Source organism: Stutzerimonas kunmingensis (assembly GCF_900114065.1).
Lineage (GTDB): Bacteria > Pseudomonadota > Gammaproteobacteria > Pseudomonadales > Pseudomonadaceae > Stutzerimonas > Stutzerimonas kunmingensis.
Map to the genome: position 1 here is coordinate 13,980 of NZ_FORS01000008.1, position 24,968 is coordinate 38,947.

19 protein-coding genes and 2 pseudogenes are annotated in these 24,968 nt (G+C 62.7%); 13 read left to right on the forward strand and 8 right to left on the reverse strand.

The features are described 5' to 3' along the window. Positions 1–79: 79 nt before the first annotated feature. Entirely contained in the window at positions 80–964 is an 885-nt protein-coding gene (locus tag BM275_RS17380; protein WP_090522548.1) for an alpha/beta hydrolase family protein, read from the reverse strand. Positions 965–1,064: 100 nt separating this feature from the next. Here BM275_RS17380 and BM275_RS17385 point away from each other — a divergent pair, with 100 nt between their 5' ends. Continuing rightward, entirely contained in the window at positions 1,065–1,643 is a 579-nt protein-coding gene (locus BM275_RS17385; RefSeq protein ID WP_015278855.1) for a TetR/AcrR family transcriptional regulator, read from the forward strand. Between the two features lie 3 nt (positions 1,644–1,646). On the opposite strand, the gene BM275_RS17390 is transcribed toward BM275_RS17385, so the two are convergent. Continuing rightward, positions 1,647–2,432: an IclR family transcriptional regulator gene (locus BM275_RS17390; protein ID WP_090522550.1), complete on the reverse strand. Its 786-nt coding sequence runs from the start codon at positions 2,430–2,432 to the stop codon at positions 1,647–1,649. A gap of 169 nt (positions 2,433–2,601) precedes the next feature. Here BM275_RS17390 and BM275_RS17395 point away from each other — a divergent pair. The 6 genes and pseudogenes from BM275_RS17395 to BM275_RS17420 all read left to right on the forward strand — a co-directional run bounded on the left by BM275_RS17395 (position 2,602) and on the right by BM275_RS17420 (position 9,260). Then, positions 2,602–4,226, forward strand: a pseudogene (locus tag BM275_RS17395) (AMP-binding protein). Between the two features lie 294 nt (positions 4,227–4,520). Further along, positions 4,521–4,757: a 50S ribosomal protein L28 gene (rpmB, locus tag BM275_RS17400; protein WP_003284186.1), complete on the forward strand. Its 237-nt coding sequence runs from the start codon at positions 4,521–4,523 to the stop codon at positions 4,755–4,757. 11 nt (positions 4,758–4,768) lie between these two features. After that, on the forward strand, positions 4,769–4,924 hold the full coding sequence (rpmG, locus tag BM275_RS17405; protein ID WP_003284185.1) for a 50S ribosomal protein L33: 156 nt from the start codon (positions 4,769–4,771) through the stop codon (positions 4,922–4,924). A gap of 192 nt (positions 4,925–5,116) precedes the next feature. After that, positions 5,117–7,267, forward strand: a complete 2,151-nt coding sequence (locus BM275_RS17410; RefSeq protein WP_023444204.1) for an adenosylcobalamin-dependent ribonucleoside-diphosphate reductase — start codon at positions 5,117–5,119, stop codon at positions 7,265–7,267. 61 nt (positions 7,268–7,328) lie between these two features. After that, positions 7,329–8,036, forward strand: a complete 708-nt coding sequence (locus BM275_RS17415; RefSeq protein ID WP_003284183.1) for a TSCPD domain-containing protein — start codon at positions 7,329–7,331, stop codon at positions 8,034–8,036. A gap of 361 nt (positions 8,037–8,397) precedes the next feature. Next, positions 8,398–9,260 (forward strand): annotated as a pseudogene (locus BM275_RS17420) (DMT family transporter). 39 nt (positions 9,261–9,299) lie between these two features. Here the strand turns inward: BM275_RS17420 and ppnN are convergent. From ppnN to BM275_RS17450, 6 genes are all read right to left on the reverse strand, one after another. Then, positions 9,300–10,673, reverse strand: a complete 1,374-nt coding sequence (gene ppnN / locus BM275_RS17425; protein ID WP_090522552.1) for a nucleotide 5'-monophosphate nucleosidase PpnN — start codon at positions 10,671–10,673, stop codon at positions 9,300–9,302. 202 nt (positions 10,674–10,875) lie between these two features. Continuing rightward, the gene (locus BM275_RS17430) at positions 10,876–11,805 is read right to left on the reverse strand and encodes a phosphatidate cytidylyltransferase (RefSeq protein WP_090522554.1); all 930 of its coding nucleotides are present in this window, start codon (positions 11,803–11,805) and stop codon (positions 10,876–10,878) included. Position 11,806: 1 nt separating this feature from the next. Continuing rightward, complete coding sequence (locus BM275_RS17435; protein ID WP_090522555.1) at positions 11,807–12,427, reverse strand: lysophospholipid acyltransferase family protein; 621 nt, start codon at positions 12,425–12,427, stop codon at positions 11,807–11,809. A 52-nt stretch (positions 12,428–12,479) separates the two neighbouring features. Then, entirely contained in the window at positions 12,480–13,106 is a 627-nt protein-coding gene (locus BM275_RS17440) for a CDP-alcohol phosphatidyltransferase family protein (RefSeq protein ID WP_014822108.1), read from the reverse strand. Positions 13,107–13,271: 165 nt separating this feature from the next. After that, the gene (locus tag BM275_RS17445) at positions 13,272–14,225 is read right to left on the reverse strand and encodes a homoserine kinase (protein ID WP_090522557.1); all 954 of its coding nucleotides are present in this window, start codon (positions 14,223–14,225) and stop codon (positions 13,272–13,274) included. A 24-nt stretch (positions 14,226–14,249) separates the two neighbouring features. Next, on the reverse strand, positions 14,250–14,534 hold the full coding sequence (locus BM275_RS17450; protein ID WP_003291686.1) for a DUF2782 domain-containing protein: 285 nt from the start codon (positions 14,532–14,534) through the stop codon (positions 14,250–14,252). Between the two features lie 76 nt (positions 14,535–14,610). Here BM275_RS17450 and polA point away from each other — a divergent pair, with 76 nt between their 5' ends. The 6 genes from polA to BM275_RS17480 all read left to right on the forward strand — a co-directional run bounded on the left by polA (position 14,611) and on the right by BM275_RS17480 (position 24,896). Further along, complete coding sequence (gene polA / locus BM275_RS17455) at positions 14,611–17,355, forward strand: DNA polymerase I (protein WP_090522559.1); 2,745 nt, start codon at positions 14,611–14,613, stop codon at positions 17,353–17,355. A gap of 527 nt (positions 17,356–17,882) precedes the next feature. Continuing rightward, positions 17,883–18,401 (forward strand): Hcp family type VI secretion system effector, encoded by a 519-nt coding sequence (locus tag BM275_RS17460; RefSeq protein ID WP_003286458.1) that lies wholly within the window; start codon positions 17,883–17,885, stop codon positions 18,399–18,401. A 183-nt stretch (positions 18,402–18,584) separates the two neighbouring features. After that, the gene (locus BM275_RS17465; protein WP_090522561.1) at positions 18,585–20,696 is read left to right on the forward strand and encodes a type VI secretion system Vgr family protein; all 2,112 of its coding nucleotides are present in this window, start codon (positions 18,585–18,587) and stop codon (positions 20,694–20,696) included. Then, on the forward strand, positions 20,693–21,268 hold the full coding sequence (locus BM275_RS17470; protein WP_090522563.1) for a DUF4123 domain-containing protein: 576 nt from the start codon (positions 20,693–20,695) through the stop codon (positions 21,266–21,268). The genes BM275_RS17465 and BM275_RS17470 overlap by 4 nt, the downstream gene beginning before the upstream one ends. After that, entirely contained in the window at positions 21,265–23,946 is a 2,682-nt protein-coding gene (locus tag BM275_RS17475; RefSeq protein WP_090522564.1) for a toxin VasX, read from the forward strand. The genes BM275_RS17470 and BM275_RS17475 overlap by 4 nt, the downstream gene beginning before the upstream one ends. Continuing rightward, positions 23,937–24,896 (forward strand): hypothetical protein, encoded by a 960-nt coding sequence (locus BM275_RS17480; RefSeq protein ID WP_090522566.1) that lies wholly within the window; start codon positions 23,937–23,939, stop codon positions 24,894–24,896. Before BM275_RS17475 ends, BM275_RS17480 begins: the two co-directional genes overlap by 10 nt. Positions 24,897–24,968: the final 72 nt, after the last annotated feature.

Here is a 24,968-nt window from a genome sequence, read left to right on the forward strand (position 1 = left end):
CCGGCAAGGTGAATAACCCTCGCATATGTTTCGAAATATGCTAGCAGTGTTCCGCTCTGCGAAATTAATGCGCTTGGAGTCAGGCCACCGTTTGGTGTTGGCTCGGCATCAGCTCCGGCAACAAGCGCGGCGTCCACAAGTTGTCGGCGAAGCCGCGACGGAAGAAGCCGAAGTGGCCGATCCGCGTGGCGCCGATTTCCGCGGGCGCGATGCGCTGCATGGTTTTCGGTGCCGAGCTGTAGAAGCCATGCAGGGATTCAGTGTTGCGCGCCGACATCATTTCGTCGTCGCTGAAGGACAGCGAGGTCAGGGGCGTGCGCACGGCTGCGAAGGCCTGGCGCATGGGCTCGCCCTCGACACCGACCAGGTAGTCCGGATGCAGGCACCAGCGCCGCCACTGGCGAATCACCCCGGCGGGCAGGTCGCCGACCGCTCCGATACGACCGCCCGGGAAGTAGCCGGCCACGGCGGTCAGTACGGGCGCCAGACCATGCCAGAGCAGCCAGGCTTTGTTGCGGATCTGCGGGCTGTTCTCGCGCCAGTAGCCGCTGCCAGCGGCAATGGTGACGATGCGGGTCAGGCGCTCATGGCCGTTGACCAGCGGCAGGATCTGCGCGCCGACACTGTGGCCGATCCAGTACAGCGGCAGCTCACCGGCAACCTCGGCCGCCGCGGCGAGCACCGCGCTGCAGTCGTGGCGCGCCCAGTCGAGGATATCGACGTTCAACTGGCGGAGCGGCACCCGCCGCGAGCGGCCCATGCCCAGGTAATCGAAGGTCACCGCCAAGTAGCCCTGGCCGGCCAGCCAGTTGGCGAAGTCGGTGTAGAAGCGCTGCGGCACGCCCATCGCCGGCGCGATCAGCACGACGCCGCATGGCAGGCTGCTCGGCTGATACCAGTAGCTGGACAGGGCATGGCCGTTGCCGTTGTCGATGGAGCGTTCTTCAACCTGTATCGTCGCCATCTTGTTGTTCTCCGCGCTTCTGCGATTGCTGCGATCGGTGCAGTATACGAAGGGTAGAAGATAATTCTAGAAAAATATTCTAGTTCAGACTGGAGGCCGGATGGCCCGTAGTAGCCGCAAGCAGGAAATCCTTCAGGCCGCTCTCGCCTGTTTCACCGAGTTCGGCGTGGAGGCGACCACCATCGAGATGATCCGCGACCGTTCCGGCGCCAGCATCGGCAGCCTCTATCACCATTTCGGCAATCGTGAGCGGATCATCGCCGCGCTGTATCTGGAAGGCATCGGCGAGTACGCTGCGCTGCTGGAAGCCGGCCTGATCGAGACGCTCGATGCCGAGGCCTGCGTCCGGCTGTTCGTCACCAGCTACATCGACTGGGTGGTGGCGAACCCGGACTGGGCGCGCTTCGTTCTGCACAACCGCGGGCGGGTCGAGGCGGGGGAGATGGGTGAGCAGCTCCGCGAGGTCAATCGCACCCACGGCGAGCGGGTCGGGGCGATCCTGCGCCGTCACCGGGAAAGCGGAGCCTTTCGGCGGATGCCCGGCGACTGCTTTCTCGCGGTGGTGATCGGACCCTGCCATGACATGGCGCGCAACTGGCTGGCGGGACGTTCCCGCACCGCGCTGGCCGACTGCCGCGAGCTGCTCGCGGACATCGCCTGGGCCAGCGTCAGGGCCTGACGATCAGACGCCGAGGCTTTCGATATCCCGAGCGAGCATTTCCAGCTGGTGGGCCAGCGAGTTCTTCAGGGTTTCCTCGCTGAGCTGGAATGACGGCGCGCCGCAGGTGAGCACCATGATGCTGCCGTCGGCCAGGTGCAGCGGCACACCGGCGGCCATCACGTTGCGGTCCCAGTCGCCGAGCGACAGGCAGAAGCCGTGCTGCACGAACTCCTCGAACGAGGCGTGCAGCGAAGCCTCGATGGCGGCCCAGTCATCACCGTACTTGCTGGCCAGAGCGGCCATCAGATGCTCGCGTTCCTTCTCCGGGGTGGCGGCGAGAAAGGCGCGGCCAGCGGCGGTGATGGCCAGCGGCAGACGCACGCCGGCGTCCATGCGCAGGGTGGTGACCTCGGCCGGGCGGCAATTCTCCACGTAGATCATCGACAGCCGGTCGCGGCAGGTCAGGCCCACGGTGGTGTTGGTGCGGCGGGCGAACTCGTCCATGTACGGCTTGGCCAGCTGGCGCACGCGCAGGTTGGAAACGTAGGCGTAGCCGAGCGCCAGCACACCGGAGTCGAGTTGGTACTTCTCCAGCTGCTGCGAATAGCTGAGGTAGCCGAGCTTGGTCAGCGTGTAGGTCATGCGCGACACGGTGGGCTTTGGCAGCCCGGTGATGCGTGCGATGTCCTGATTACCCATCACCACCGAGCCATGGGTGAAGGCACGCAGCACGTCCAGCCCGCGTGCGAGGGCCTCGACGAACTTGCGATCCTTGGGAGTGCCGGTGTCTTCGATGTCGTCGCTCATGGTCTCGGTCTGTCTGGCTAGTGGGCAGCGGTGGCGAACGATAGCAGATCGCCCGACGCCGGGCAGTGCGGCCATTGGCGATCATTGCGACGGAAAAAGCGATCTACTACTATCGGATTCGACATCCAGTTTCGCACAGTAAAACAATAATTCATTTTGGAGAATGTCGATGTCCGCTTCCGTGCAAGGCTACGTGGCTACCGAACTCGCCCGTGGCGGCTACCAGAACGTCCATGACCTGCTGGCTCAGGCCTGCGCGAAGCATCCGCAGCGCGCGGCATTTTCCTGTGGCGACGACCACCTCACCTACGCCGAGCTGGGCAGTCTTGCCGACGCGTTCGCGCGCTACCTGCGGCATCACGCCGGGCTGCAGCCCGGTGACCGGCTGGCGCTGCAGCTGCCCAATTCGTTGCATTATCCCATCGCCGTGTTTGGCGCACTCAAGGCCGGGCTGGTGATCGTCAATACCAATCCGCAGTACACGGCCGCCGAAGCCCGCCATCAGTTCGCGATTCCGGCGCCAGGGCGATCCTTGTGCTCGATCGGCTGCTGCCGCTGGTACGCGCGGTGCAGGCGGACACCGAGCTGGAGCACGTCATCCTTACCGGCGTCGAGGATCTGCAGGCGCCTGTCTATGACAGCCAGGAGCCGGGAACAGAGCGCTTCATGCAGGCCCTGCGGCTGGGGGCGGAAAGCCCGCCTCTGGAACGCGAAGCAGGCCTCGACCGGCTGGCGTTGTTGCAGTACACCGGCGGTACGACCGGCGTTTCCAAGGGTGCGATGCTCAGTCACCGCAATCTGCTAGCCAACGTGCTGCAGACCATCGAGCTGTTCGACAAGCCGGGTCTGCTGGAGCCTGAAAAGGACGTGCGCATCGCGCCGCTGCCGCTGTATCACATCATGGCGTTTGCTACGAACTGCCTGAGTTCGGTGGGTATGGGCCTGCACACCGTATTCATCCGGGACGGGCGCAATCTGGACGAAACCATCGGTGCCATGCAGCGCTATCCGTTCAGCCTGCTCAGCGGCATCAACACGCTGTTCGTCGGGCTGATGAATCACCCGGAGTTTCGCAGCATCGATTTCTCCAATCTAAAGTGGGCGACGTCCGGCGGCGCGCCGCTCAACAGTGAAGTCGGGCGTCGCTGGCAGGCACTGACCGGTGCGCCGATCCGCGAAGGTTTCGGCCTGACCGAGGCCTCGCCTGTTGTGGCGACCGGTACACAGCTCAGCCCTTACCGCGAGGGCTACATCGGCCAGGCGCTGATCGAAACCGAGCTGCGCACCGTGGATGACGAGGGCAACGACGTAGCGCCGGAAATGCCGGGCGAGCTATGGCTGCGCGGTCCGCAGGTGATGCAGGGCTACTGGCAGCGACCGGACGAGACGGCCAAGGTGCTCACGCCCGAGGGATGGCTGAAGACCGGCGACATCGCCTTGCTGGGTGCCGCGGGCTTCGTGAAGATCGTCGATCGCAAGAAGGACATGATCCTGGTCTCCGGCTTCAACGTCTTTCCCAACGAGATCGAGGATGTGCTGATGCAGCATCCATCCGTGCGTGAATGCGTGGCGGTCGGCGTACCGGATGCGCGCAAGGGTGAGGCAGTGAAGGTCTTCGTCAGCCTCAAGGACGATGCGGCCGACGAGCAGGCGTTGCTCGAGCATTGCCGGCAGTACCTCACCGGCTACAAGATGCCGAGCTATCTCGAGCTGCGCGACGAGCTGCCGAAGACAGCCGTGGGCAAGTTGCTGCGTCGGCAGCTGCGCGACGAGGCGCGGGGCAGCGCAGGTTGATTGCCACCTATATATAGGTGGTGAGCTGACGAACGGGCTGCAGTGCTCAGGCCCCGGTCGGCATCGGGCAGCAACTCTCGAAGGCACGGCAGTCGGGCGGAAATTTCAATCCGCGCTTGTTGCCCTAGGGGGTTTCTGATATAAAGCAGCGCTCTTTTCTAGGGGCCCGGTATCTTCGTTCGCAACGTGGCCGGTAAGACCCCCATGAAACGTGGCGCTGAGCGCCGAACTGACAAGTGAATTCAAGCGGCCAACCCATGCCGGGTTGGGCATGTGGTTTTAGAGGGCTGAGGCATGTCGAGAGTCTGTCAAGTTACCGGTAAGGGTCCGGTAACCGGGAACAACGTTTCCCACGCAATGAACAAAACCCGTCGTCGTTTCCTGCCGAACCTGCAGCATCATCGCTTCTGGGTCGAGTCGGAGAACCGCTTCGTCCGTCTGCGCCTGAGTGCCAAAGGCATGCGCATCATCGACAAGCGCGGCATTGACGTCGTTCTGTCCGAGCTGCGCGCCCGCGGCGAAAAGGTTTAAGGAGAGCAATCATGCGTGACCTGATCCGTTTGGTGTCCAGCGCCGGTACCGGCCACTTCTACACCACCGACAAGAACAAGCGCACCACCCCCGACAAGATCGAAATCAAGAAATTCGATCCGGTCGTACGCAAGCACGTGATCTACAAGGAAGCCAAGATCAAGTAATTGATCGGCCCTTGAAGAAAGAACCCGCCTCTTGGCGGGTTTTTTCGTTTCTGGCGTACGCTTGGTGCCGGTGCCTGACACCAGTCGTCGTTCGCGTTGCCTAGTTTGATATGCATCATGTACGGCGCCTGTCGAATTCGCCTATCGTGCGAGCTTCTTTTCTCCCACTTTCGGCACGAGGATGCGCAGCGCATGGCGAAGACGGACGGGCCCATCGCGGCAGACAGCAAGAGCACTTCCAGCATCGCCCTGCAGGCGGCTTCCGAAGATATCTGGGCACAGAAATACCGTCTGACCAGCAAGGACGGCACGCCGATCGATGACAGCGTCGACGCCACCTGGCAGCGCGTCGCCCGCGCCCTGGCTGACGTCGAGCCGGCCAAGCAGCGCGAGCACTGGCACGAGCGTTTCCTCTGGGCGCTGCGCAACGGCGCCATCCCGGCCGGACGGATCATCTCCAACGCCGGCGCGCAGGATTACAAGCCGGCTACCTCGACCATCAACTGCACTGTCTCGGGTTCGATCACCGACTCGATGGATGACATCCTCGGCAAGGTCCACGAGGCCGGTCTGACGCTCAAGGCCGGTTGCGGCATCGGCTACGAGTTCAGCACCCTGCGTCCGCGCGGCTCCTTCGTCTCGGGTGCCGGTGCGCACACCAGCGGCCCGCTGTCGTTCATGGATATCTTCGACAAGATGTGCTTCACCGTGAGTTCGGCCGGCGGCCGCCGCGGCGCGCAAATGGGCACCTTTGATGTCGGCCATCCGGATGTGCGCGAGTTCATCCGCGCCAAGCGCGAAGACGGCCGACTGCGCCAGTTCAACCTCAGCCTGTTGATCACCGATGAATTCATGCAGGCGGTGGAGGTCGACGGCGAGTGGCCGCTGATCTTCCCGGTGCACGCCAAGGAAGCCGCCGAGCTCGACCTGGCGGACGCCGAGCATGTGCTCTGGCGCGAATGGCCGGTGCATGACGGCTATATCGTGCGCGACGATGGGCTGGTTGCCTGCAAGATCTACGGGCGGGTCAAGGCGCGGCATCTGTGGGACATGATCATGGTCTCCACCTATGACTACGCCGAGCCGGGCTTCATCCTCATCGACCGCGTCAACCAGCTGAACAACAACTGGTGGTGCGAAGCGATCCGTGCGACCAACCCCTGTGGTGAGCAGCCGCTGCCGCCGTACGGGTCGTGTCTACTGGGCTCGATCAACCTGACCAACTTCGTGATCGACCCGTTCGGTGCGGACGCGCGCTTCGACTGGGACAAGTACCGCGAGGTGGTGCGTGTCTTCACCCGCATGCTCGATAACGTCGTCGAGATCAACGGCCTTCCGCTGGAGCAGCAGCGCCACGAGATCGAAAGCAAGCGCCGCCATGGTATGGGTTTCCTCGGTCTCGGCTCGACCCTGACATTGCTCAAGCTGCGCTATGGCAGCCCGGAAGCCTGCGTGTTTACCGAGGAAGTCGCCCGCGAGATGGCGCTGGTCGGCTGGGAGCAGGCGCTGGAGCTGTCCAAGGAGAAGGGTCCGGCACCGTTGCTGAGCCAGACCTTCGAAGTCACCGCCGAAATGCTGCGCAAGCGTCCGGAGATGGCCAAGGACGGTTACAAGGTCGGCGACCAGATTGCCGGTCGCGTGCTGCACGCCAAGTATTCGCGTTACATGCAGAAGATCGCCGAGTACGCGCCCGAGCTGATCGAGGCGCTGGCCGAGCAGGGCGCGCGCTTCACCCACCACAGCTCGATCGCGCCTACCGGCACCATCAGCCTGAGCCTGGCCAACAACGCCTCCAACGGCATCGAGCCGAGCTTCGCCCATCACTACTCGCGCAACCTGATCCGTCCGGGCCGCAAGGCCAAGGAGAAGATCGAGGTGTTCAGCTACGAGCTGCTGGCCTATCGCACGCTGATCAACGAGCGCGCCAAGCCGGGCTCCGACGAGCCGGGCGAGAAGCTGCCGGACTACTTCATCACCGCCGATGATGTCAGCCCGACCCAGCACGTGGATATCCAGGCCGCCGCGCAGCGCTGGGTCGATTCGTCTATCTCCAAGACCGCCAACGTGCCGACCGATTATCCATTCGAGGCGTTCAAGGACATCTACCGCTACGCCTGGCGCCAGGGCCTCAAGGGCTGCACCACCTTCCGCTTCAATCCGGCGGCCTTCCAGGGCGTGCTGGTCAAGGAAGCCGATCTGGAAAAGACCCTGTACCGCTTCACTTTGGAGGACGGCAGCGTGGTCGAGCTCAAGGGCAACCAGGAGGTCGAGTACGACGGCGAGGTGAACACCGCCGCCAACCTGTTCGACGCCCTCAAAGAAGGCTATTACGGCAAGTACTGAACCGAACTGCCAATCGTATAAGCGCCGGGCCATCGCTGCGCCCGGCAGGAGAATCTGCACAATGACCGTAAAGATCACCCAGCGCATCAAGGGCTTCAAGGTCGTCGACGAGGCCCTCGAACGCCCCGCGGCCGCTGCCGCCAGCACCGATAACAAGGCGAGCAAGGCCGTCAATGTGGTGGAAATGGACGAGAGCCTGCAGCGTCCGGAAACCCTGATCGGCATGACCTACAAGATCAAGTCGCCGCTGTTCGAACACGCGCTGTACGTCACCGTGAACGACATTGTGCTCAACGCCGGCACCCCGCACGAGCAGCGCCGGCCGTTCGAGATATTCATCAATTCGAAGAACATGGACCACTTCCAGTGGATCGTGGCGCTGACCCGCATCATGTCTGCGGTGTTCCGCAAGGGTGGCGACTGCACCTTCCTGGTCGAGGAGCTGAAGGCGGTGTTCGATCCGCGCGGCGGCTACCTGAAGAAGGGCGGCGTCTACATGCCGTCGATCGTGGCCGAGATCGGTGCGGTGCTGGAGCGCCATCTGATCGCCATCGGCATGCTCGAAGGTCATGCGCTGGACGAAACCCAGCTCAAGTACCTGGCCGAGAAGCGCGCCGCCTACGAAGCCAGCCAGGGCGCGGTGGCGGTCGAGCCGGGCGAGGGTTTCCCGGCCGGCGCGCAGCTGTGCAACAAGTGCAATACCCAGGCCGTGGTGCAGATGGACGGCTGCGCCACCTGCCTGAACTGCGGCAACTCCAAGTGCGGCTAAACGGCTTGCGCTGATTTCGCCTGCCGTGACGCTCGTCAGGCTCGCTTTACCCGGCGGGCCTGGCTCTGCTAGTTTTCCTTCTCCATACCGCCGTCCGGCCGTTGACCCAATGTCTTCCACTGCTCACAGCCTGTTACCCATGAAGCCAGCCGATCTCGGCGCGGCCCGGCTGTGCGCAATCGCTCCACCTCCCTCTGTCGTTGCCGATCTGGCAATCGCGCCACCACCTCCACAGGCGGTTGCGCTGGGCTGATCCGCCCACATTTCGCAGCTCCGGTTTTCGCTTCCGATCCTTCCGGGTCGGTGCGCGCACGCTTTCGGCGTTCGCTGGAGCCTGTTTCGCTTCGACAGGTAATCACTGATGACTTTCAACAAATCGTTGTGGACGTCCTATGGCGTCATGACTGTGTTCGTATTGCTGTGGGGCGGTGCGGCCATCTTCACCCGCTGGGGACTACCCCTTTCGCCCTGCTGATCGTGCGCTTTGCTCTCGCGCTGACTGCAGTTCTGCTTATCGGCCTCTACCGTAGGCGCTGGCGGCCAGCGCTTGGCGCTGCTTGGCAGACGGCGGCGACCGGGCTGCTGATGATCGGCTGTTATTCGATCTGCTATTTCCAGGCCATGGCCCATGGCGTGACGCCGGGTGTGATCGCGACGCTGCTTGGCGTGCAGCCGATTCTCACCCTGTTGCTCCTCGAACGACGCTTCTCGCCGCTGCGTCTGCTGGGATTACTGGTGGCACTGGCCGGGTTGGCCGCGGTGGTATTCCAGAGTCTGGTGCTGGCACGTTTCTCAGTCGCCGGGATGCTCTTCGCCCTCGGCGCGCTGCTGTGCATGACAGTGGGTGCGATCCTGCAGCAGCGCGTTCGCCAGAGCCCGGTGGAGGTGCTGCCGACCCAGTACGGGGTCAGCCTGCTGCTGTGCCTTGCGTTCGTGCCGTTCCAGCCGATCCGCCTGGAAGCGGTGACGGGCTTCATCATTCCGGTGCTGTGGTTGGGTCTGGTGATCTCGGTGGCGGCGCAGCTGCTGCTGTACCGCATGATCCAGACCGGCAATCTGGTGAACGTCACCAGTCTGTTCTACCTGGTGCCGGTGGTGACCGTGGGGATGGATTACCTGTTCCTCGGTAATCAGCTGTCGCGCACCGGCTTGCTGGGAATGGGGGCCATTCTGCTGGGGTTGGCGCTGGTGTTCAGGGCCGCACCGCAGCCGCATCGCGGATGAAAAAAGGCCGGGCGGTTGCCGCCCGGCCTTTCGGCAGCTTCAGCTGACCACGCGGTAGCATGGCGTGTAGGGTACGCCGCCGGGCAGCTTCATGCGGTGCTGCTCGACGAAGGCCTGCAGCAGCTTGTCCAGCGGTTGCATGATCGCCGTGTCGCCGTGGATCTCGTAACGGCCGTATTGCTCGATGCGACGAATGCCCTTGTCCTTGACGTTGCCGGCGACGATGCCGGAAAACGCGCGGCGCAGGTTGGCGGCCAGCTCGTGGGGCGGCAGGTCGCGGCGCAGCGGCAGGCTGGCCATGGCCTCGTGGGTCGGATCGAAGGGTCGCTGGAAGCCTTCCTCGATCTTCAGCAGCCAATTGAAGTGGAAGGCATCGTTGCGCTCGCGGCGGAACCGTCGTACTTCGCGCAGGCCCTCGGTCATCTGCCGGGCCACTTCGGTAGGGTCGTTGAAGATGATCTGGTAGCGCTTCTGGGCTTCCTCGCCAAGGGTCGCGCCGACGAAATCGTGCAGCTGCTGCAGATAATCCGCCGCATCGCTCGGTCCGGTGAGAATCACCGGGAAGGGCACGTCGCGATTGTCCGGATGCAGCAGGATACCGAGCAGGTAGAGGAATTCCTCGGCGGTGCCGACGCCGCCGGGGAAGATGATGATGCCGTGGCCGACCCGCACGAAGGCTTCCAGACGTTTCTCGATGTCCGGCAGGATCACCAGCTCGTTGACGATCGGGTTCGGTGCCTCGGCGGCGATGATGCCCGGCTCGGTCAGCCCCAGGTAGCGGCTGCCAACGCGGCGCTGTTTGGCGTGGGCAATGGTGGCGCCCTTCATCGGCCCCTTCATCACGCCCGGGCCGCAGCCGGTGCAGACATCCAGGCTGCGCAGGCCCAGCTCATGGCCGACGCGCTTGCTGTACTTGTACTCTTCGGTGCTGATCGAGTGGCCACCCCAGCACACCACCATGTTCGGCTCGATGCCCGGGCGCAGCGTGCGGGCGTTGCGCAGCAGATGAAAGACGTAGTCGGTAATGCCCTGAGAAGTGCTCAGATCGATGCGCGCGCTGCTCAGTTCGCTCTCGGTATAGACGATGTCCCGCAGCGCGCTGAACAGCATCTCGCGGGTACTGGCGATCATCTCGCCATCGACGAAGGCATCGGCCGGCGCATTGAACAGCTCGAGGCGTACGCCGCGATCCTGCTGCAGGATGCGCACCTCGAAGTCCTCATAGGCTTCGAGGATGGTCTTGGCGTTATCGATGCGCGTGCCGGTGTTGAGGATTGCCAGGGCACACTGGCGGAACAGCTTGTGCGTGCTGCCGGAACCGACTTCGCTCAGCTGCTGTACTTCGCGTTGCGACAGGGTTTCCAGGCTGCCTTTGGGGGTAACCGAGGCGTTGATTACGTTGCGTTGGGTCATTGGTGATTCCTGAATTCGATGGCGACACCATCGCGGAGCTGGTGCACCGAAACGGCGGCTGCGTGCCGCCATCTTAACGCGGTGGCGCAGCGGCGGTGGGCGATCCGTTCGGTAGGCGAGAGGCAAATCGCTCCGAGAGCCGTGGCAGGTTCGACCCTCGGGGCGATCGGCGGTTCGCCGGGCAGCGCAAGTGCCAGGCTGGTCAGGTCCAGCCGTAGCGCACCAGGTGGAAGAAGATCGGCGCGGCGAAGCAGACCGAATCGAGCCGGTCGAGCATGCCGCCGTGGCCCTCGATCATGTGCCCCCAGTCCTTGACGCCACGGTCGCGTTTGATCGCCGACATCACCAGGCCACCGAAGAAGCCCAGCAGGTTCAGCAGCAGCGCCATCAGCGCCGCCTGCCACCAGGCGAACGGGGTGATCCAGAACAGCGCCGCGCCGATTAGTGTCGCGAGGAAGATCCCGCCGACGAAGCCTTCGACAGTCTTGGACGGCGACAGGCGCGGGGCGATCTTGCGCTTGCCGGCCAACTTGCCGCACACGTACTGCAACACGTCGGAGAGCTGCACGACGATGATCAGCCAGGCGATCAGCAGCAGGTTGCGACCTTCGTAGCCGGCAATTTCCAGGGTGAGCAGGGCAGGGACGTGGGAGACGCAGAAGGCTGCGATCATCAGGCCCCATTGCACCTTCGAGGCACGTTCGAGAAAGCGCGTGGTGTCGCCACCCAGCGACGCCAGGATCGGCAGCAACAGGAACACGTAGACCGGAATGAAGATGGCGAACAGGCCGTACCAGCCGACCGCTACCAGCAGATACTGCAGCGGCAGCACCAGGTAGAACGCCGCGACCAAGGCCGGATAGTCGCTGCTGCGCGTCGGCGTCAGCGTCATGAATTCGCGCAACGCGAAGAACGACACCAGGTAGAAAAGGATCACCACGGCGGTGTGGCCGAGCCAGAAGGCGATACCGATCAGCGCAACCATCACCCACCAGGCATTGATGCGGGCGTTGAGGTTGTCGATCACCGGACTCTCGCCGCCGCTGCGACGCTTGAGGACGAAGCCGATCAGCGATGCCAGGGCGAGCAGGGCACCGATACCGGCGAACAGCAGCAGGGTATTGCGATCCATGTCAGTCTTCCTTCGGGGCCAGTTCTAGCAAAGCCAGGCGAGCGCGCTGCAGAAACGCGTCCTTGTCCTCGTCCTTTTCGATGCTCATGGGCGCGCCGAAGCTGACGCTGCACAGCAGGGGCAGCGGCAGGCTGCGGCCCTTGGGCATCACGCGATTGAGGTTGGCGATCCACACCGGCACCAGCTCCACGTCCGGGCACGCCAGGCCCAGGCGATACAGCCCGCTCTTGAACGGCAGCAGGCCTTCTTCCAGATTGCGTGTGCCCTCGGGGAAGAGGATCAGTGAATCGCCTCCGGCCAGGGCGTCGAGCATCGGTTGCAGCGGATTCGACTCCGGGCCGCTGCGCTCGCGATCCACCAGCACACCGTTGAACAGGCGATGGATGACGAAGCGGCGCAGCGCGCTGCTCTGCCAGTAATCGGCGCCGGCGACGGGCCGGGTCCTGCGCCGCAGGTCAGGCGGTAGCGATGCCCAGAGCAGCACGAAATCACCGTGGCTGCTGTGGTTGGCGAAATAGATGCGTTGCCGGTTGAGCGGCGCGCAGCCGATCCAGAGGCTGCGCGTACCGGTCAGCAGGCGTGCAACGGAAGTGATCGCGAAGGCGAGCAGAGCGCCGAGCATGGGATGTTCCTCGGTATCGGGCGGGAAGTCGGTGGTGCGGATGGGTGGCGGTTCAGTCCGCTTCGGCGGGCGCCGATGCGGTTTCCGCCAGGCCTTGTCTGACCCGGTTGCTCAGCGTGAGAATCGACAGCCCGGCGATCAGCAGCAACAGGCCGTTGATCCAGGCGGCTGGCAACAGGCCCAGGGCGACGCCGGTGGCCAGCACGCCGAAGGCGAAGGCCCTGTCGCTCTTGCCCATCGGGCCGTCGTAACGGCGTGAGGCGCCCACCATCGGACCGAGCACACCGGCGTACTCGGTCAGCGCTGCGAGCACCACCACCAGCACCACGGCAGCTGGCCAGACGCCGGTCACCAGCGCGAGCGGCAGGTAGAGCGCCGCATCGGCGGCCACATCGCAGAGTTCGTTGAGGTAGGCGCCGAGCTTCGATTGCTGGCCGAATTCTCGCGCCAGCATGCCGTCGATGGCGTTCAGTGCCATGCGCAGCAGCATCCACAGTGGGATCAGCAGGAAGATCCAGAGGTGCTCGATCAGCAGCGCGACCGCCGCTGCGACGGCCAGCGACACGACCAGCGCTGCCAGCGTGACCTGATTGGCCGTGATGCCGCTGTCATGGAGGCGCTGGACCAGTGGGCGCAGTAGTGCCTGAAAACGGGGCTTGAGCTGATAGATGGAGGGCATGCATCGATTCCTTTCGATGATCGGCGAGTCGCGCGTTTCGGCTAACGCCAGCGCGCATCCTGTGCGCCCGGCACTTTGGGGTAAAGCCCTGGCGGTCGCAAGTTGCTCTGGAAAATTTGCGAGGTGTTGAACGCTTTCGCGCCGAGCCGGTAGCGGGGAATCGACCTAGAAGGCAAAAGGAAGCGCGCTGGATGGATGCTGGCGCGCCTTCAGCAGGCGGTGAAACTCATCGGGATCTTTCACCTGCACGTCCGTCTTGCCTTCGTGACGCTGCGCCGCGATCAGTCGCGATAGCCAGAAACGCACGCAGGCCACGCGCAGCATCGGCTGCCAGAGCTCGGCTTCGGCCGGGGTGAAGCGGCGCAGTGCGGAGTAGGCCGCCAGCAAGGGTTCGCTGCGTTCACCGTCGATCTCGCCATTGGGGTGCGAGCACCAGTCGTTCACGGCGATGGCCAGGTCGTAGAGCATCGGCCCGGAGCAGGCGTTGTAGAAGTCGATCACACCGGTCAGGTGGCTGCCTTCGAACAGCACGTTATCGCGGAACAGATCGGCGTGCAGGTTTGCGCGCGGTAGGGCGAGGAGTTTCGGGCGCAGCTCGGCGATCTCTGCCAGGCCTTCGCGCAACAGCGGCAGCTGGTCCTCGGAGAGGCTCAGCGCCAGGCTTGGCCCCTGTTCCTGCATCCAGTCCAGGCCGCGGTCGCTGGCGCGTTCGAGGATGTGCTCGCGGGTGGCCAGATGCAGACGCGCCAGCAGCCGGCCGACCTCGGCGCAATGGTGCGGATTGGGCGCCATCACATGCTTGCCGGGCAGGCGCGGCTGCAGCAGCGCAGGCTTTTCCGCCAGCTTGCGCAGCGCCTCGCCCTGCTCGCTGCGCAGCGCATAGGGCACCGGCAGGCCGGCGCGGTGCAGCACGTCGAGCAGCTCGATGAAGAACGGCAAATCCTGGGTCGGACCACGCTCGATCAGCGTCAGAACGTATTCGCCCTGTTCGAGGCTGACGAAGAAATTGCTGTTCTCGCTGCCTGCGACGATGCCCTGGAAGTCGCGCAACCGGCCGAGCCGGTACGGCGCCAGGAAGGCTTCCAGTTCATCGCGTTGCAGGGGCGTGAATACCGACATGCTGTGCTCCCGGCGGTTGATGGGTTACCAGCTGAAGATCTTCCAGGAGGGGATCAGCATGTCCGGCTGGTCGGAACGGACGAAGTTGCCGTCGTTGCCGTCTGCGCGCACCAGAAAGTACGGTTTGCCATGCTTGGGCGTGACTTTCACGGCATAGAGGAAGCCATTGACGCGGTATTCCTCGACGGTACGGTCGCCTTCCTGACGGATGGTTACGTCGGGCTCGCCGTCGACCGACTCCTGGGCAAAACCGGCCAGGGGAGCGCACGCCAGCAGGCTGGCCAGCATCAGGTGTTTGAGAGCGCGCATGGTAACCTTGTCCCTTTGTCGATAAGTGGTCCTTGGCATTCTAGCTCCGGGCCCGCCGAAAAGGTTGATTCCGCTCATGAGCCAAGCTCCCCTGATCCTGGTGGACGGTTCGTCCTACCTCTATCGCGCCTTTCATGCCCTGCCTCCTCTGACCACCTCCACCGGAAAGCCGACCGGCGCGGTCAAGGGCGTGCTGAACATGCTGCTCAGCCTGCGTCGGCAATACCCGGACAGTCCGTTCGCGGTGGTTTTCGATGCCAAGGGGCCAACCTTCCGCGACGCGCTGTTCGAGAACTACAAGTCTCATCGTCCGCCGATGCCGGATGACCTGCGCTCCCAGGTCGAGCCGCTGCATGCCAGCGTCCGCGCCCTCGGCATGCCGCTGCTGTGCGTGGAAGGCGTGGAGGCCGACGACGTCATTGGCACCCTGGCGCGTCAGTGCGCGGCGCTCGGCCGCGACGTGATCATCTCCACCGGCGACAAGGACATGGCGCAGCTGGTCTGTCCGCACGTCACCCTGGTCAACACCATGACCGGCAGCGTTTATGACATCGAAGGCGTGAAGAACAAGTTCGGCGTCGGCCCGGAGCTGATCATCGACTTCCTTGCGCTGATGGGCGACAAGGTCGACAACATTCCTGGCGTGCCAGGCGTGGGCGAGAAGACGGCGTGTGGTCTGCTCAACGGCATCCCAGGCGGGCTCAAGGGGCTTTACGACAACCTCGACCAGGTCGCCGGCCTGCCGATCCGCGGCGCCAAGTCACTGGGCGCCAAGCTCGCCGAACACCGCGACGCCGCCTTCATGTCCTATGAGCTGGCGACCATCAAGCTCGACGTGCCGCTGGACGTCGAGGTCGCCGACCTGATGCCCGGCGAGCCGCACCGCGAGGCGCTGATTGCGCTGTACCGCGAGCTGGAATTCAAGAACTGGCTGGACGACCTGCTGCGCGAGGCCAAGGCCGCGGGCGAGAACTGCGAGGTGCAGCCAGAAGGCTGCTCGATCCAGGCCGAAGCCGAGTACACCACGATCCTTGATCCGGCCGAGTTCGATGCCTGGCTCGAGCGCCTGAAGAACGCCGAGTGCTTCGCCTTCGATACCGAAACCACCAGCATCGATGCTCAGCGCGCCGAGCTGGTCGGCGTGTCGTTCGCCGTCGAGCCGGGCCAGGCGGCCTACGTGCCGCTGCGTCATTCCTATATGGGTGTGCCGCAGCAGCTCGAGCTTGATGCCGTGCTTGGCGCGCTCAAGCCGCTGCTGGAGGATCCGGCGAAGACCAAGATCTGCCAGCACGGCAAGTACGACATGAACGTGCTGATGCACTACGGCATCGAGATGCGCGGCATGACCTTCGACACCATGCTCGAATCCTACGTGCTCGACGCCACCGCCACCCGCCACGACATGGACAGCCTGGCGCTCAAGTACCTCGGCCGTGGCACCATCCGTTTCGAGGACATCGCCGGCAAGGGCGCCAAGCAGCTGACCTTCGACCAGATCGCCATCGAGCAGGCCGGGCCCTATGCCGCGGAAGATGCCGACGTCACCCTGCGCCTGCACCAGACCCTGCTCGGCAAGCTGGAGCAGACGCCGTCATTGCTCAAGGTGCTGAGCGAGATCGAGATGCCGCTGGTGCCGGTGCTGGCGCGCATAGAGCGCAACGGGGCGCTGGTCGATGCGCAGCTGCTCGGCCAGCAGAGCGTCGAGCTGGGCGACAAGCTGGTTAGGCTGGAACGCGAGGCCTTCGACATCGCCGGCGAGGAGTTCAACCTCGGCTCGCCCAAGCAGCTGGGCGCGATTCTCTACGACAAGCTCGGTTGTCCGGTGATCTCCAAGACCGCCGGTGGTCAGCCGTCCACCGCGGAAAGCGTGCTTGCCGAACTGGCCGAGCAGGATTACCCGCTGCCCAAGGTGATCATGCAGCACCGCTCGTTGAGCAAGCTCAAGGGCACCTACACCGACAAGCTGCCGCAGCAGATCAACCCGCGCACCGGGCGCATCCACACCAGCTATCACCAGGCGGTGACGGCCACCGGCCGGCTGTCTTCCTCCGACCCGAACCTGCAGAACATTCCTATCCGAACCGCCGAGGGCCGCCGCATTCGCCAGGCCTTCATCGCCGCGCCGGGCTACAAGCTGCTCGCGGCCGACTACTCGCAGATCGAGCTGCGCATCATGGCTCATCTGGCGCAGGATGCCGGTCTGCTGCACGCTTTCCAGAACGACCTCGACGTGCACCGTGCCACCGCTGCCGAGGTCTTCGGCGTGCCGCTGGAGCAGGTCAGCAACGATCAGCGCCGCAGCGCCAAGGCGATCAACTTCGGCCTGATCTACGGCATGAGCGCTTTCGGCCTGGCCAAGCAGATCGACGTCGGCCGCAAGGAGGCGCAGGAGTACATTGACCGCTATTTCGCCCGCTACCCCGGCGTGCTCGCCTACATGGAGCGCACCCGCACCCAGGCCGCGGAGCAGGGCTACGTCGAGACGCTGTTCGGTCGGCGGCTGTACCTGCCGGAGATCAATTCGAAGAACGGCGCCATGCGCAAGGGTGCCGAACGCACCGCGATCAACGCGCCGATGCAGGGCACCGCAGCGGACATCATCAAGCGCGCCATGATCGCCGTGGACGGCTGGCTGCAGGACAGCGGGCTGGATGCGCGGGTGATTCTGCAGGTGCACGATGAATTGGTGCTGGAAGTGCGCGAAGACCTGGTCGAGCAGGTCCGCCAGCAGATCTGTCCGTTGATGAGCGAGGCGGCCCAGCTGGACGTACCGCTGCTGGTCGAAGCGGGCGTTGGCAACAACTGGGACGAGGCGCACTGACCGGCCTGCTGAAAAATGTCGATAGTCGACGAATTTTTTTTCGTTCGCGTTGAACTTCCGCTGCAACCATCCGGTCAGAGCATGCGAAGGGTGTAAAAGCCCTTCGATGCTCCTTGTTGTGTTAAGTGTTGGCAGATCTCTGGACCCCGCCCTAGCGGTCCGGATTTGGACCTCGAACTTCCCCCTCCCCCAATGAAGTTCGAGGTTTTTTTTGCCTGCAGAAAAGTGGATGAGGCCTCACCGGGGGCAATGGCCTGCGCAATCTCTTGCGCAGCATTCTGTGGATAAGTTTGTGGGTAAGCTGTTCGCAGTGCGATGAGTCGCGAGCTTGGTGGGCGTTGCGCAACTTGTTGCCATGTCTGCGCAGGAACTTGCGCAGCTTTCTGTGTCGGGCATCACTTCTGCTATTCGGGTTGTGTGATGAAAATTAACTATCTCTTTGACAAATAAGCATTTTTTATTTTTGGCACGGCGCTTGTTGTTACGAAATGGCCATTTGGCACTCATTTCAGACAAGGAGAGCACCCATGCCAACACCCGCGTATCTGTCCCTCGAAGGCACCAAGCAAGGCCTGATCACCGCCGGCACCTTCACCGAGGACTCGGTTGGCAACATCTTCCAGGAAGGCCATGAGGACCAGATCCTGGTGCAGGCCTTCCAGCATCAGGTCATCATCCCGCGTGACCCGCAGTCCGGCCAGCCGACAGGCCAGCGCGTACACAAGCCGCTGATGATCACCAAGGTATTCGATAAGTCGTCGCCACTGATCTTCAACGCTCTGACTTCCGGCGAGCGCCTGAACAAGTGCCGTCTGGAGTGGTACCGCACCTCGTCCACCGGCACCCAGGAGCACTACTTCACCATCGAGCTGGAAGATGCGGTGATCGTCGACGTGCAGTCGCGCATGCCCAACTGCCAGGACCCGAACATGTCCCATTTCACCCATCTGGAAGACGTGTACTTCACCTACCGCAAGATCGTCTGGACCCACGAGGTTTCCGGCACCTCCGGCTCCGACGACTGGCGCACCCCGATCGCTGGCTGATTCGCGGCGGTCCCGCTTCGGCCAGGCTCGCCTGGCCGAACGCTTTTTGCGAAGCACTGAACAGATTCCGCCATCGTCGTTCTGGAATGCGCTAACCATGCATTCTAGAGCGGCCGGCCTGTGTTACACGGGGCTCCGCAAGCGCCCATACGCTGATACATGGACTGAACAGGAGGAACATGGATGTTCGCCCCAGCCAACCAGGCCCACTTCACGCTTTCCCTCGAAGGCATCGAGCACGACTTCAAAGTGCTCGAATTCCAGGGCCGCGAGGCCATCAGCCAGCCCTATCGCTTCGACCTGGAACTGGTCAGCGAGCACCCCGATCTGGATCTGGAACGCCTGCTGCATCGCCCGGCCTTCCTCGCCTTCGCCCCGGACGGCAGCGGCATCCACGGGCTGGTGCATCAAGCCGCCCAAGGTGAATCCGGCCAGCGCCTGACCCGCTATCGCCTTACGCTCGTGCCGCAGCTGGCCTACCTTGCGCACAGGACCAACCAGCGCATCTTCCAGCACCTCAGCGTGCCGCAGATCGTCGCCCAGGTGCTTGATGAACACGGTATCCAGGCCGATGCCTACCGCTTCCAGCTTGGCCCGATGATCTACCCGCCGCGCGAATATTGCGTGCAGTACGACGAATCGGACCTGCACTTCATCCAGCGCCTGTGCGAGGAAGAGGGCATCCACTATCACTTCCAGCACAGCGCGGCCGGTCATGCCCTGGTCTTCGGTGATGACCAGACCGTCTTCCCCAGGCTCGCTGCCACCGCCTATCAGCAGGACAGCGGTCTGGTCGCCGACCAGCCGGTGATCAAGCGCTTCGGCCTGCGCCTGGAAACCCGTACCAGCCGGCTCACGCGCCGCGATTACGATTTCGAGAAGCCACGTCTGACCATGGAGGCCGCGTTTCATAGCGACTTCCAGCCCGACCTTGAAGACTACGATTACCCCGGCCGCTTCACCGAGCGCGCCCGCGGCAAGCACCTGTCGCAACGCGCCCTGGAGCGCCACCGCCACGACTACGAACTGGCCGAAGGCGAAAGCGACCAGCCACGACTGGCGAGCGGGCACTTCCTCCCGCTCGGCGAACACCCCCGCACCGACTGGAACCAGCTCTGGCTGCTGACCGAAGTGCTGCATGAAGGTAAGCAGCCACAGGTGCTGGAGGAATCAATTACCAATGTCCCAGCTCACGACGGACTGGCCCCCTCTCCCCTATGGGGAGAGGGCTGGGGTGAGGGGGCTCTTACCAGCTCCGACTTCCAACAAGGCTACCGCAACCACTTCACCGCCACCCCTTGGGACATCCCCTTCCGCCCGGCGCTAAACCATCCGAAGCCGAAGGTGCTCGGCAGCCAGACCGCCGTAGTCACTGGCCCGGTCGGCGAAGAAATCCACTGCGATGAATACGGCCGCGTGCGCGTCCAGTTCCACTGGGACCGCGAAGGCCAGGCCGACGACAAGACCAGCTGCTGGCTGCGCGTCTCCTCCAGCTGGGCCGGCGACCGCTACGGCGGCATCGCCATTCCTCGGATCGGCATGGAAGTGCTGGTGACCTTCCTCGAAGGCGACCCCGACCAACCGCTGGTGACCGGTTGCCTGTACCACAAGGAACACCAGGTCCCCTACGACCTGCCGGCGAACAAGACCCGCACGGTGTTCAAAACCCTGAGCAGCCCGGGCGGTGGCGGCTACAACGAACTGCGCATCGAAGACCGCAAGGGCGCCGAACAGATCTACATCCACGCCCAGCGCGACTGGGACGAGAACATCGAGCACGACCAGAAGATCCGCGTCGGCCACGAGCGCCACGACACGGTGGAAGCCAACAGCTACAGCGAATTCCGCGCCGAAGAACACCGCGCCACCCACGCCGACCGCAAAACCGAAATCCGCGCCAACGACCACCTCACCGTGGGCAATACCCAGCACCTGAAGATCGGCACCGGGCAATTCATCGAGGCGGGCAACGAAATCCACCTCTCCAGCGGCCTCAAGGTTGTACTGGAAGCCGGAAGTGAACTGACCTTCAAGGCTGGTGGCAGCTTTATCAAGCTCGATGCCAGCAGCGTGACGATGGTCGGGCCAGTGATCAGGATGAACTCGGGAGGGAGTTCAGGCAAAGGCTCTGGTGCGGCGCCGATATTGCCTGGGAAGGCCAAGCCGGCGGATGCGGATAAGGCGGGTGTACCGCTGGAAGCCTTGCTTAAGCAAAACCTGCTATTTCGCAGTACTCGAGCGGGCGTATGCGAACTATGCGAGGCGGCCAAAGCACAGCAGGAGACCAAGGTATGAGCGCGCCCACGATCACAGGCAATGGCGCCATTCTGCTAGACGGTGCGCGGTATGAAAACGCAACGGCCTGGCTCTATCAGACCTTCCCCAGCCATCAGCCCTGGCCTTTACTGCTCAACACTCCCTATGAGGCAATCGCTGAGGCAGGGCCTATCCTGCTGGATGCCCCCATGGGTAGCCCAGCCTATGAAGCCTGGAAGCACGGCAGTGGAGTTAAGGACAGCGTTTGGCTGGAAAGCGATGCCTCAGTGGAAGAACTACACCGCATTCTGCAGCGCCGTCTGCGCATCTTTACCCCAGAACACCGCGAGCTCTGGTTGCGCTTTGCTGACGCCCGCCCTTTGTACCAAGCGTGGCAAAGCAAGGCGCAATGGCCAGAGGGTTTCTGGCATCGCATCGCCCGTATCTGGCTCCATTACAAGGGCACAAATTTCTGTGCCTGGAACAATGAACACCCAGAAAAAGACGGCGCCCCGACCAGTCAGGGGATCGCGGCCCAACTGACACTTGACTGGCCGCTGCTGGAAGCACTTGCCAAACAGGGCGACACGGCACAGGAGGCGGCTCTATGACCGCTCAAACCACCGCACCAGCCAGCTTGACGGTAGCCGCCTGCCCACTGCTTAGCGCCGTCCTGCCGTTGCGCTATGCGCTCGGGCCAACACTGGCGGTGGATACCGCCGCCTATGATTTGCCCGCACTGCAGGGCAACTTCCCGGCCATCGGTGATTACTTCGAGCCCCTGCAAGGCCGTCCGCTTAACTACACCGCCCGCCTTTTGCGTGATGGCTGGTTATACGTTTGGCAAAGCACCATGCAGCAATTAGTCGAGTACCGCGTCAGCCAGGCTACCTTTTCCCAGACAGCCCGTGGCGGGAAAGTCATTGACGGACGCAGCTTGCCCTACCTGCTTCTCCCTGCCGGAACACCCGCGATGTTGGTCTGGTCGCCGCAGCAATGGGCCGATGCGTCATTCGCGGCAGCCAAAAACAAACCAGAGGTGCGCCAACGCGTGATGCGTACCATCACTCCTGGCGCCGCACCCTTCAGCGGCCAGGCTCGCACTGTCCACGAACGCATCGGCGACTACATGGACGCCAACTGGTATGGCTGGAGCTGCGAACCATCCACATCCCACCGCCCAGCCTGGCCACAACTGCTGGAAGATATGCAACGCTGCGAACAACAGTCCTATGCCCTGATCGACGATCCCTGGGGCGTACTACTGGATCTGGCTGAATTGCTCCGCGCGCGCCAACAAGCTTTCAACGTCACCCGGGAAGTCCGTGGCGAAGATTGGGCCATGGCCGGTGTGCTCAAGTCTCTGACCAAAAGCGACTCGCAAATTGGCGGTCAGCTACGCAGCATGACCAATTACCGCAAATTGCAAACCGCTTGGCAGGAGCAAGCTCAGGAAGAGAATGCATACACTGCTGATGTGCGTCGTCTCAGTGAACTCTGGTCGGCCTGGTTCAATACCCTGGCACAGCGTGGCCCCGCCAGCCTAGACACTGCCTGCGGTCACTTCGACATTACCCAACCGGCCCCACGAACGGAGCTAGAGCTGCACTTCGCCGCTGCCTGCCTTGGCCCAGCGACAACGGGTCCTGGCGCGCAGGCCATCGCCAATGCTTTAACGCTTCAGCAACAGGCAGGTAAACCCTGGTTGGTCTGGTCACTATTGGGTCTGGGTAAACGCCTGGGTATTGGCGAGATCAACACCATTGTCGGGCTGGCTGATGGCGCCAGAGATAATGGTGCCAGTGCCATGGCCGAAGCACGCAAGGTGGCGGAACTGCTTAACCTAGCGGCCGAAAAACTGGCCCGCCATATTCAGGGATCAGCACTGGAAGCGCTGTTCACCGCCCTAGCCCCAATTGCTGGGGTGGGTCTGCAACAAGCCAATGATGGCACCAAGGCTGCCGGACGCCTCTACCTGGCTGCCGCGCTGGCGCGTAGTCAGCAGCGTCTGGCTATCGAGGTCGTCAGTCGGCGCCAAGTCGGGGAGTGGATGAGCGACCTGATGGGCACACGGCCCCAACTGCCCGCCAAACTCAGACCCACACAACTGAGCGTTGCGGTCAGTGATGCCTTGCCGTTCTTCCGACTGCTACCGGCCAAAGACCTGCCCGCGTTGACCGGGCACTTGGCAGCCGACGTCAATCTCAAGGGAATGCTCGACCTTAGCAAAGGAGCGATGGAAAAGGCTCCGGTAAAGTGTCTGGTGGCTCTAGTCGCCGGAATGAATTTTTTTTGGGGTGGGGCACAGCTGACTGAAAAACAGTCAGGTAAAAGCTGGCTGAGTTTTACAGGAGGAGCTTTTGGCGTTGCCTCTGCTACATCCGCAATAGCACAAAAAGTTGCCGAAGTAGACTGGGAAGCAACCACCAAGATTGCAGGTTCCCATTCTCTCTCGTCACAAGCAGCTCTGACCAAAGCCCTGGGCGTCGGAGCGAGAACCGCTTTATGGCAATCCGTCACCTCAGGCTTTGATGTAATGGTCTTCAGTATTGAGGCATTGGAGTCCTATCAAGCCGGTGATATCGATACCGCGAATATTAATGCCGGACTTACCCTGGCCTCCGCCGCCAACCTGCGGCTGTACGTGCAGAGTTTTCGAGCCATACGCGCCGCCCGAGCGGCGGTGATCGCTGGCGAGACTGCGGCTATCGGACGAGGTGTTAGCGTAGTCCCGCACCTGGCCACCCGCGCACTGGGCTGGACCTTGCTGATTGTCGGCGGGGTCATCGCCCGGCAATACACGCAAGACACGCCACTGGAAACCTGGGTCAAGCGCACCCGCTTTGGCATCCGCCCTGCCGACTGGGCCGATAGTTACGAGCAATCGATGACCGAGCTTTATAGAATCGTCTTCCCCATCAGCTTCCAGGCTTATCGTCTCAACGAGCTGAACCCCTATCGCGGCATGCAGACCATCACCTATGTACTACTGCGCCTACCGGGCAGGGATACCCTAACCGACGAGATGATCCACTTCAAAGGGCACGAAACCTGGGGCACCTTTCTGGGCTTCGGCGGCACCCGCAAGGCCGTGGAATGGACGGGCAAAGATTTTGATCATCACGGCGGTACTCAAGTCAGAACCGAACCAGGGGTTGCAGTCTACCGCCGCGTTTACCATGAAAAAAACGGCGACGAACTCGATGCCATTCATGGCGAACTAAGCTATTCGCCCATTGAAGGCCTGACCCTGCCACCTATTGAAATCAAGGAACTCGCGTGGCTGTAAGCGACCTGATCCAGCAAGCCCGCGCCCGCTTCGGACAAGCGCCCAGTGTACTGTTGCGCGCCGACCAGTCCACGGGGGAAAAGCCTTGGGAGATGTTCGTTACCGAAGAACATACCGAACACTATCTGGCCTTAAAGGCAGGAGGCGATACTGATAGGGGAATGCTTACTGGAGTAATGGGCGGTGTTGGAGGAGTAGCCACAATTCTCATGAGTGCCATTTTGATCCTGACTGGGAAGATAGAAGGCGTTTGGATGGGACTGGCATTGGCTGTCATTTTCTTCATCGTCCCTTTTCTCTGGGAAACCCGCCGCCCTCTCCCCCTGCCAATCCTCTTCAACCGCCGTACCCGCGAGGTCTATTTCGATCACAACGGTGAGCTCTACCACAGCCCATGGGATGGTATTCAAGCGCTGGCCGGTGAGTACGTGATGGTCGGCCCCCATACCGGCGGTATGCGTAACGCTTCGCTGGAAGTTCTGGTGCGCCGGTTGGGGGAACCGGATAAGGCGCTGCTAGTCAGTCTCGGGCTGCCCATGGGCAAGACGTTGCAAATGCAAAAAGGCTTCTGGGAATGGCTGCGTGCCTATATGGACAACGGCCCCTGGTTTGATGAAAACGGCCAACGCAGCGATTCGGATGCCTATATCAAGGAAATGCTCAAGGCCGGCAATATCAAAGGCACTGACTGGCACTCATTGACACTGGCCAAGATAGCCGAGAAGAAAGCCGCCAACGGCGGAAAGAACTACCTGGAGTGGACCGATGCTTTCATGCTGGCTTGGGAAGTGCTGTCTTACCCGACGAGCTGGCTACACGAGTACACCTATAGAATTGCCAAACGTCGCTCGCGCAATCGCTGGCCGCAGATTGTCACCGAACGTCTGCAAGCTGATGGCCCAACTACGCGACTGATCGACCTGGAGCGAGAGCGGGGATTGGACGTGTGAACTAACCCTCGTACCCGACGGAAGAGGTAGTTGTCCGATTACTGCAATTGAGTTGTTTGGCTAATTTGCTTA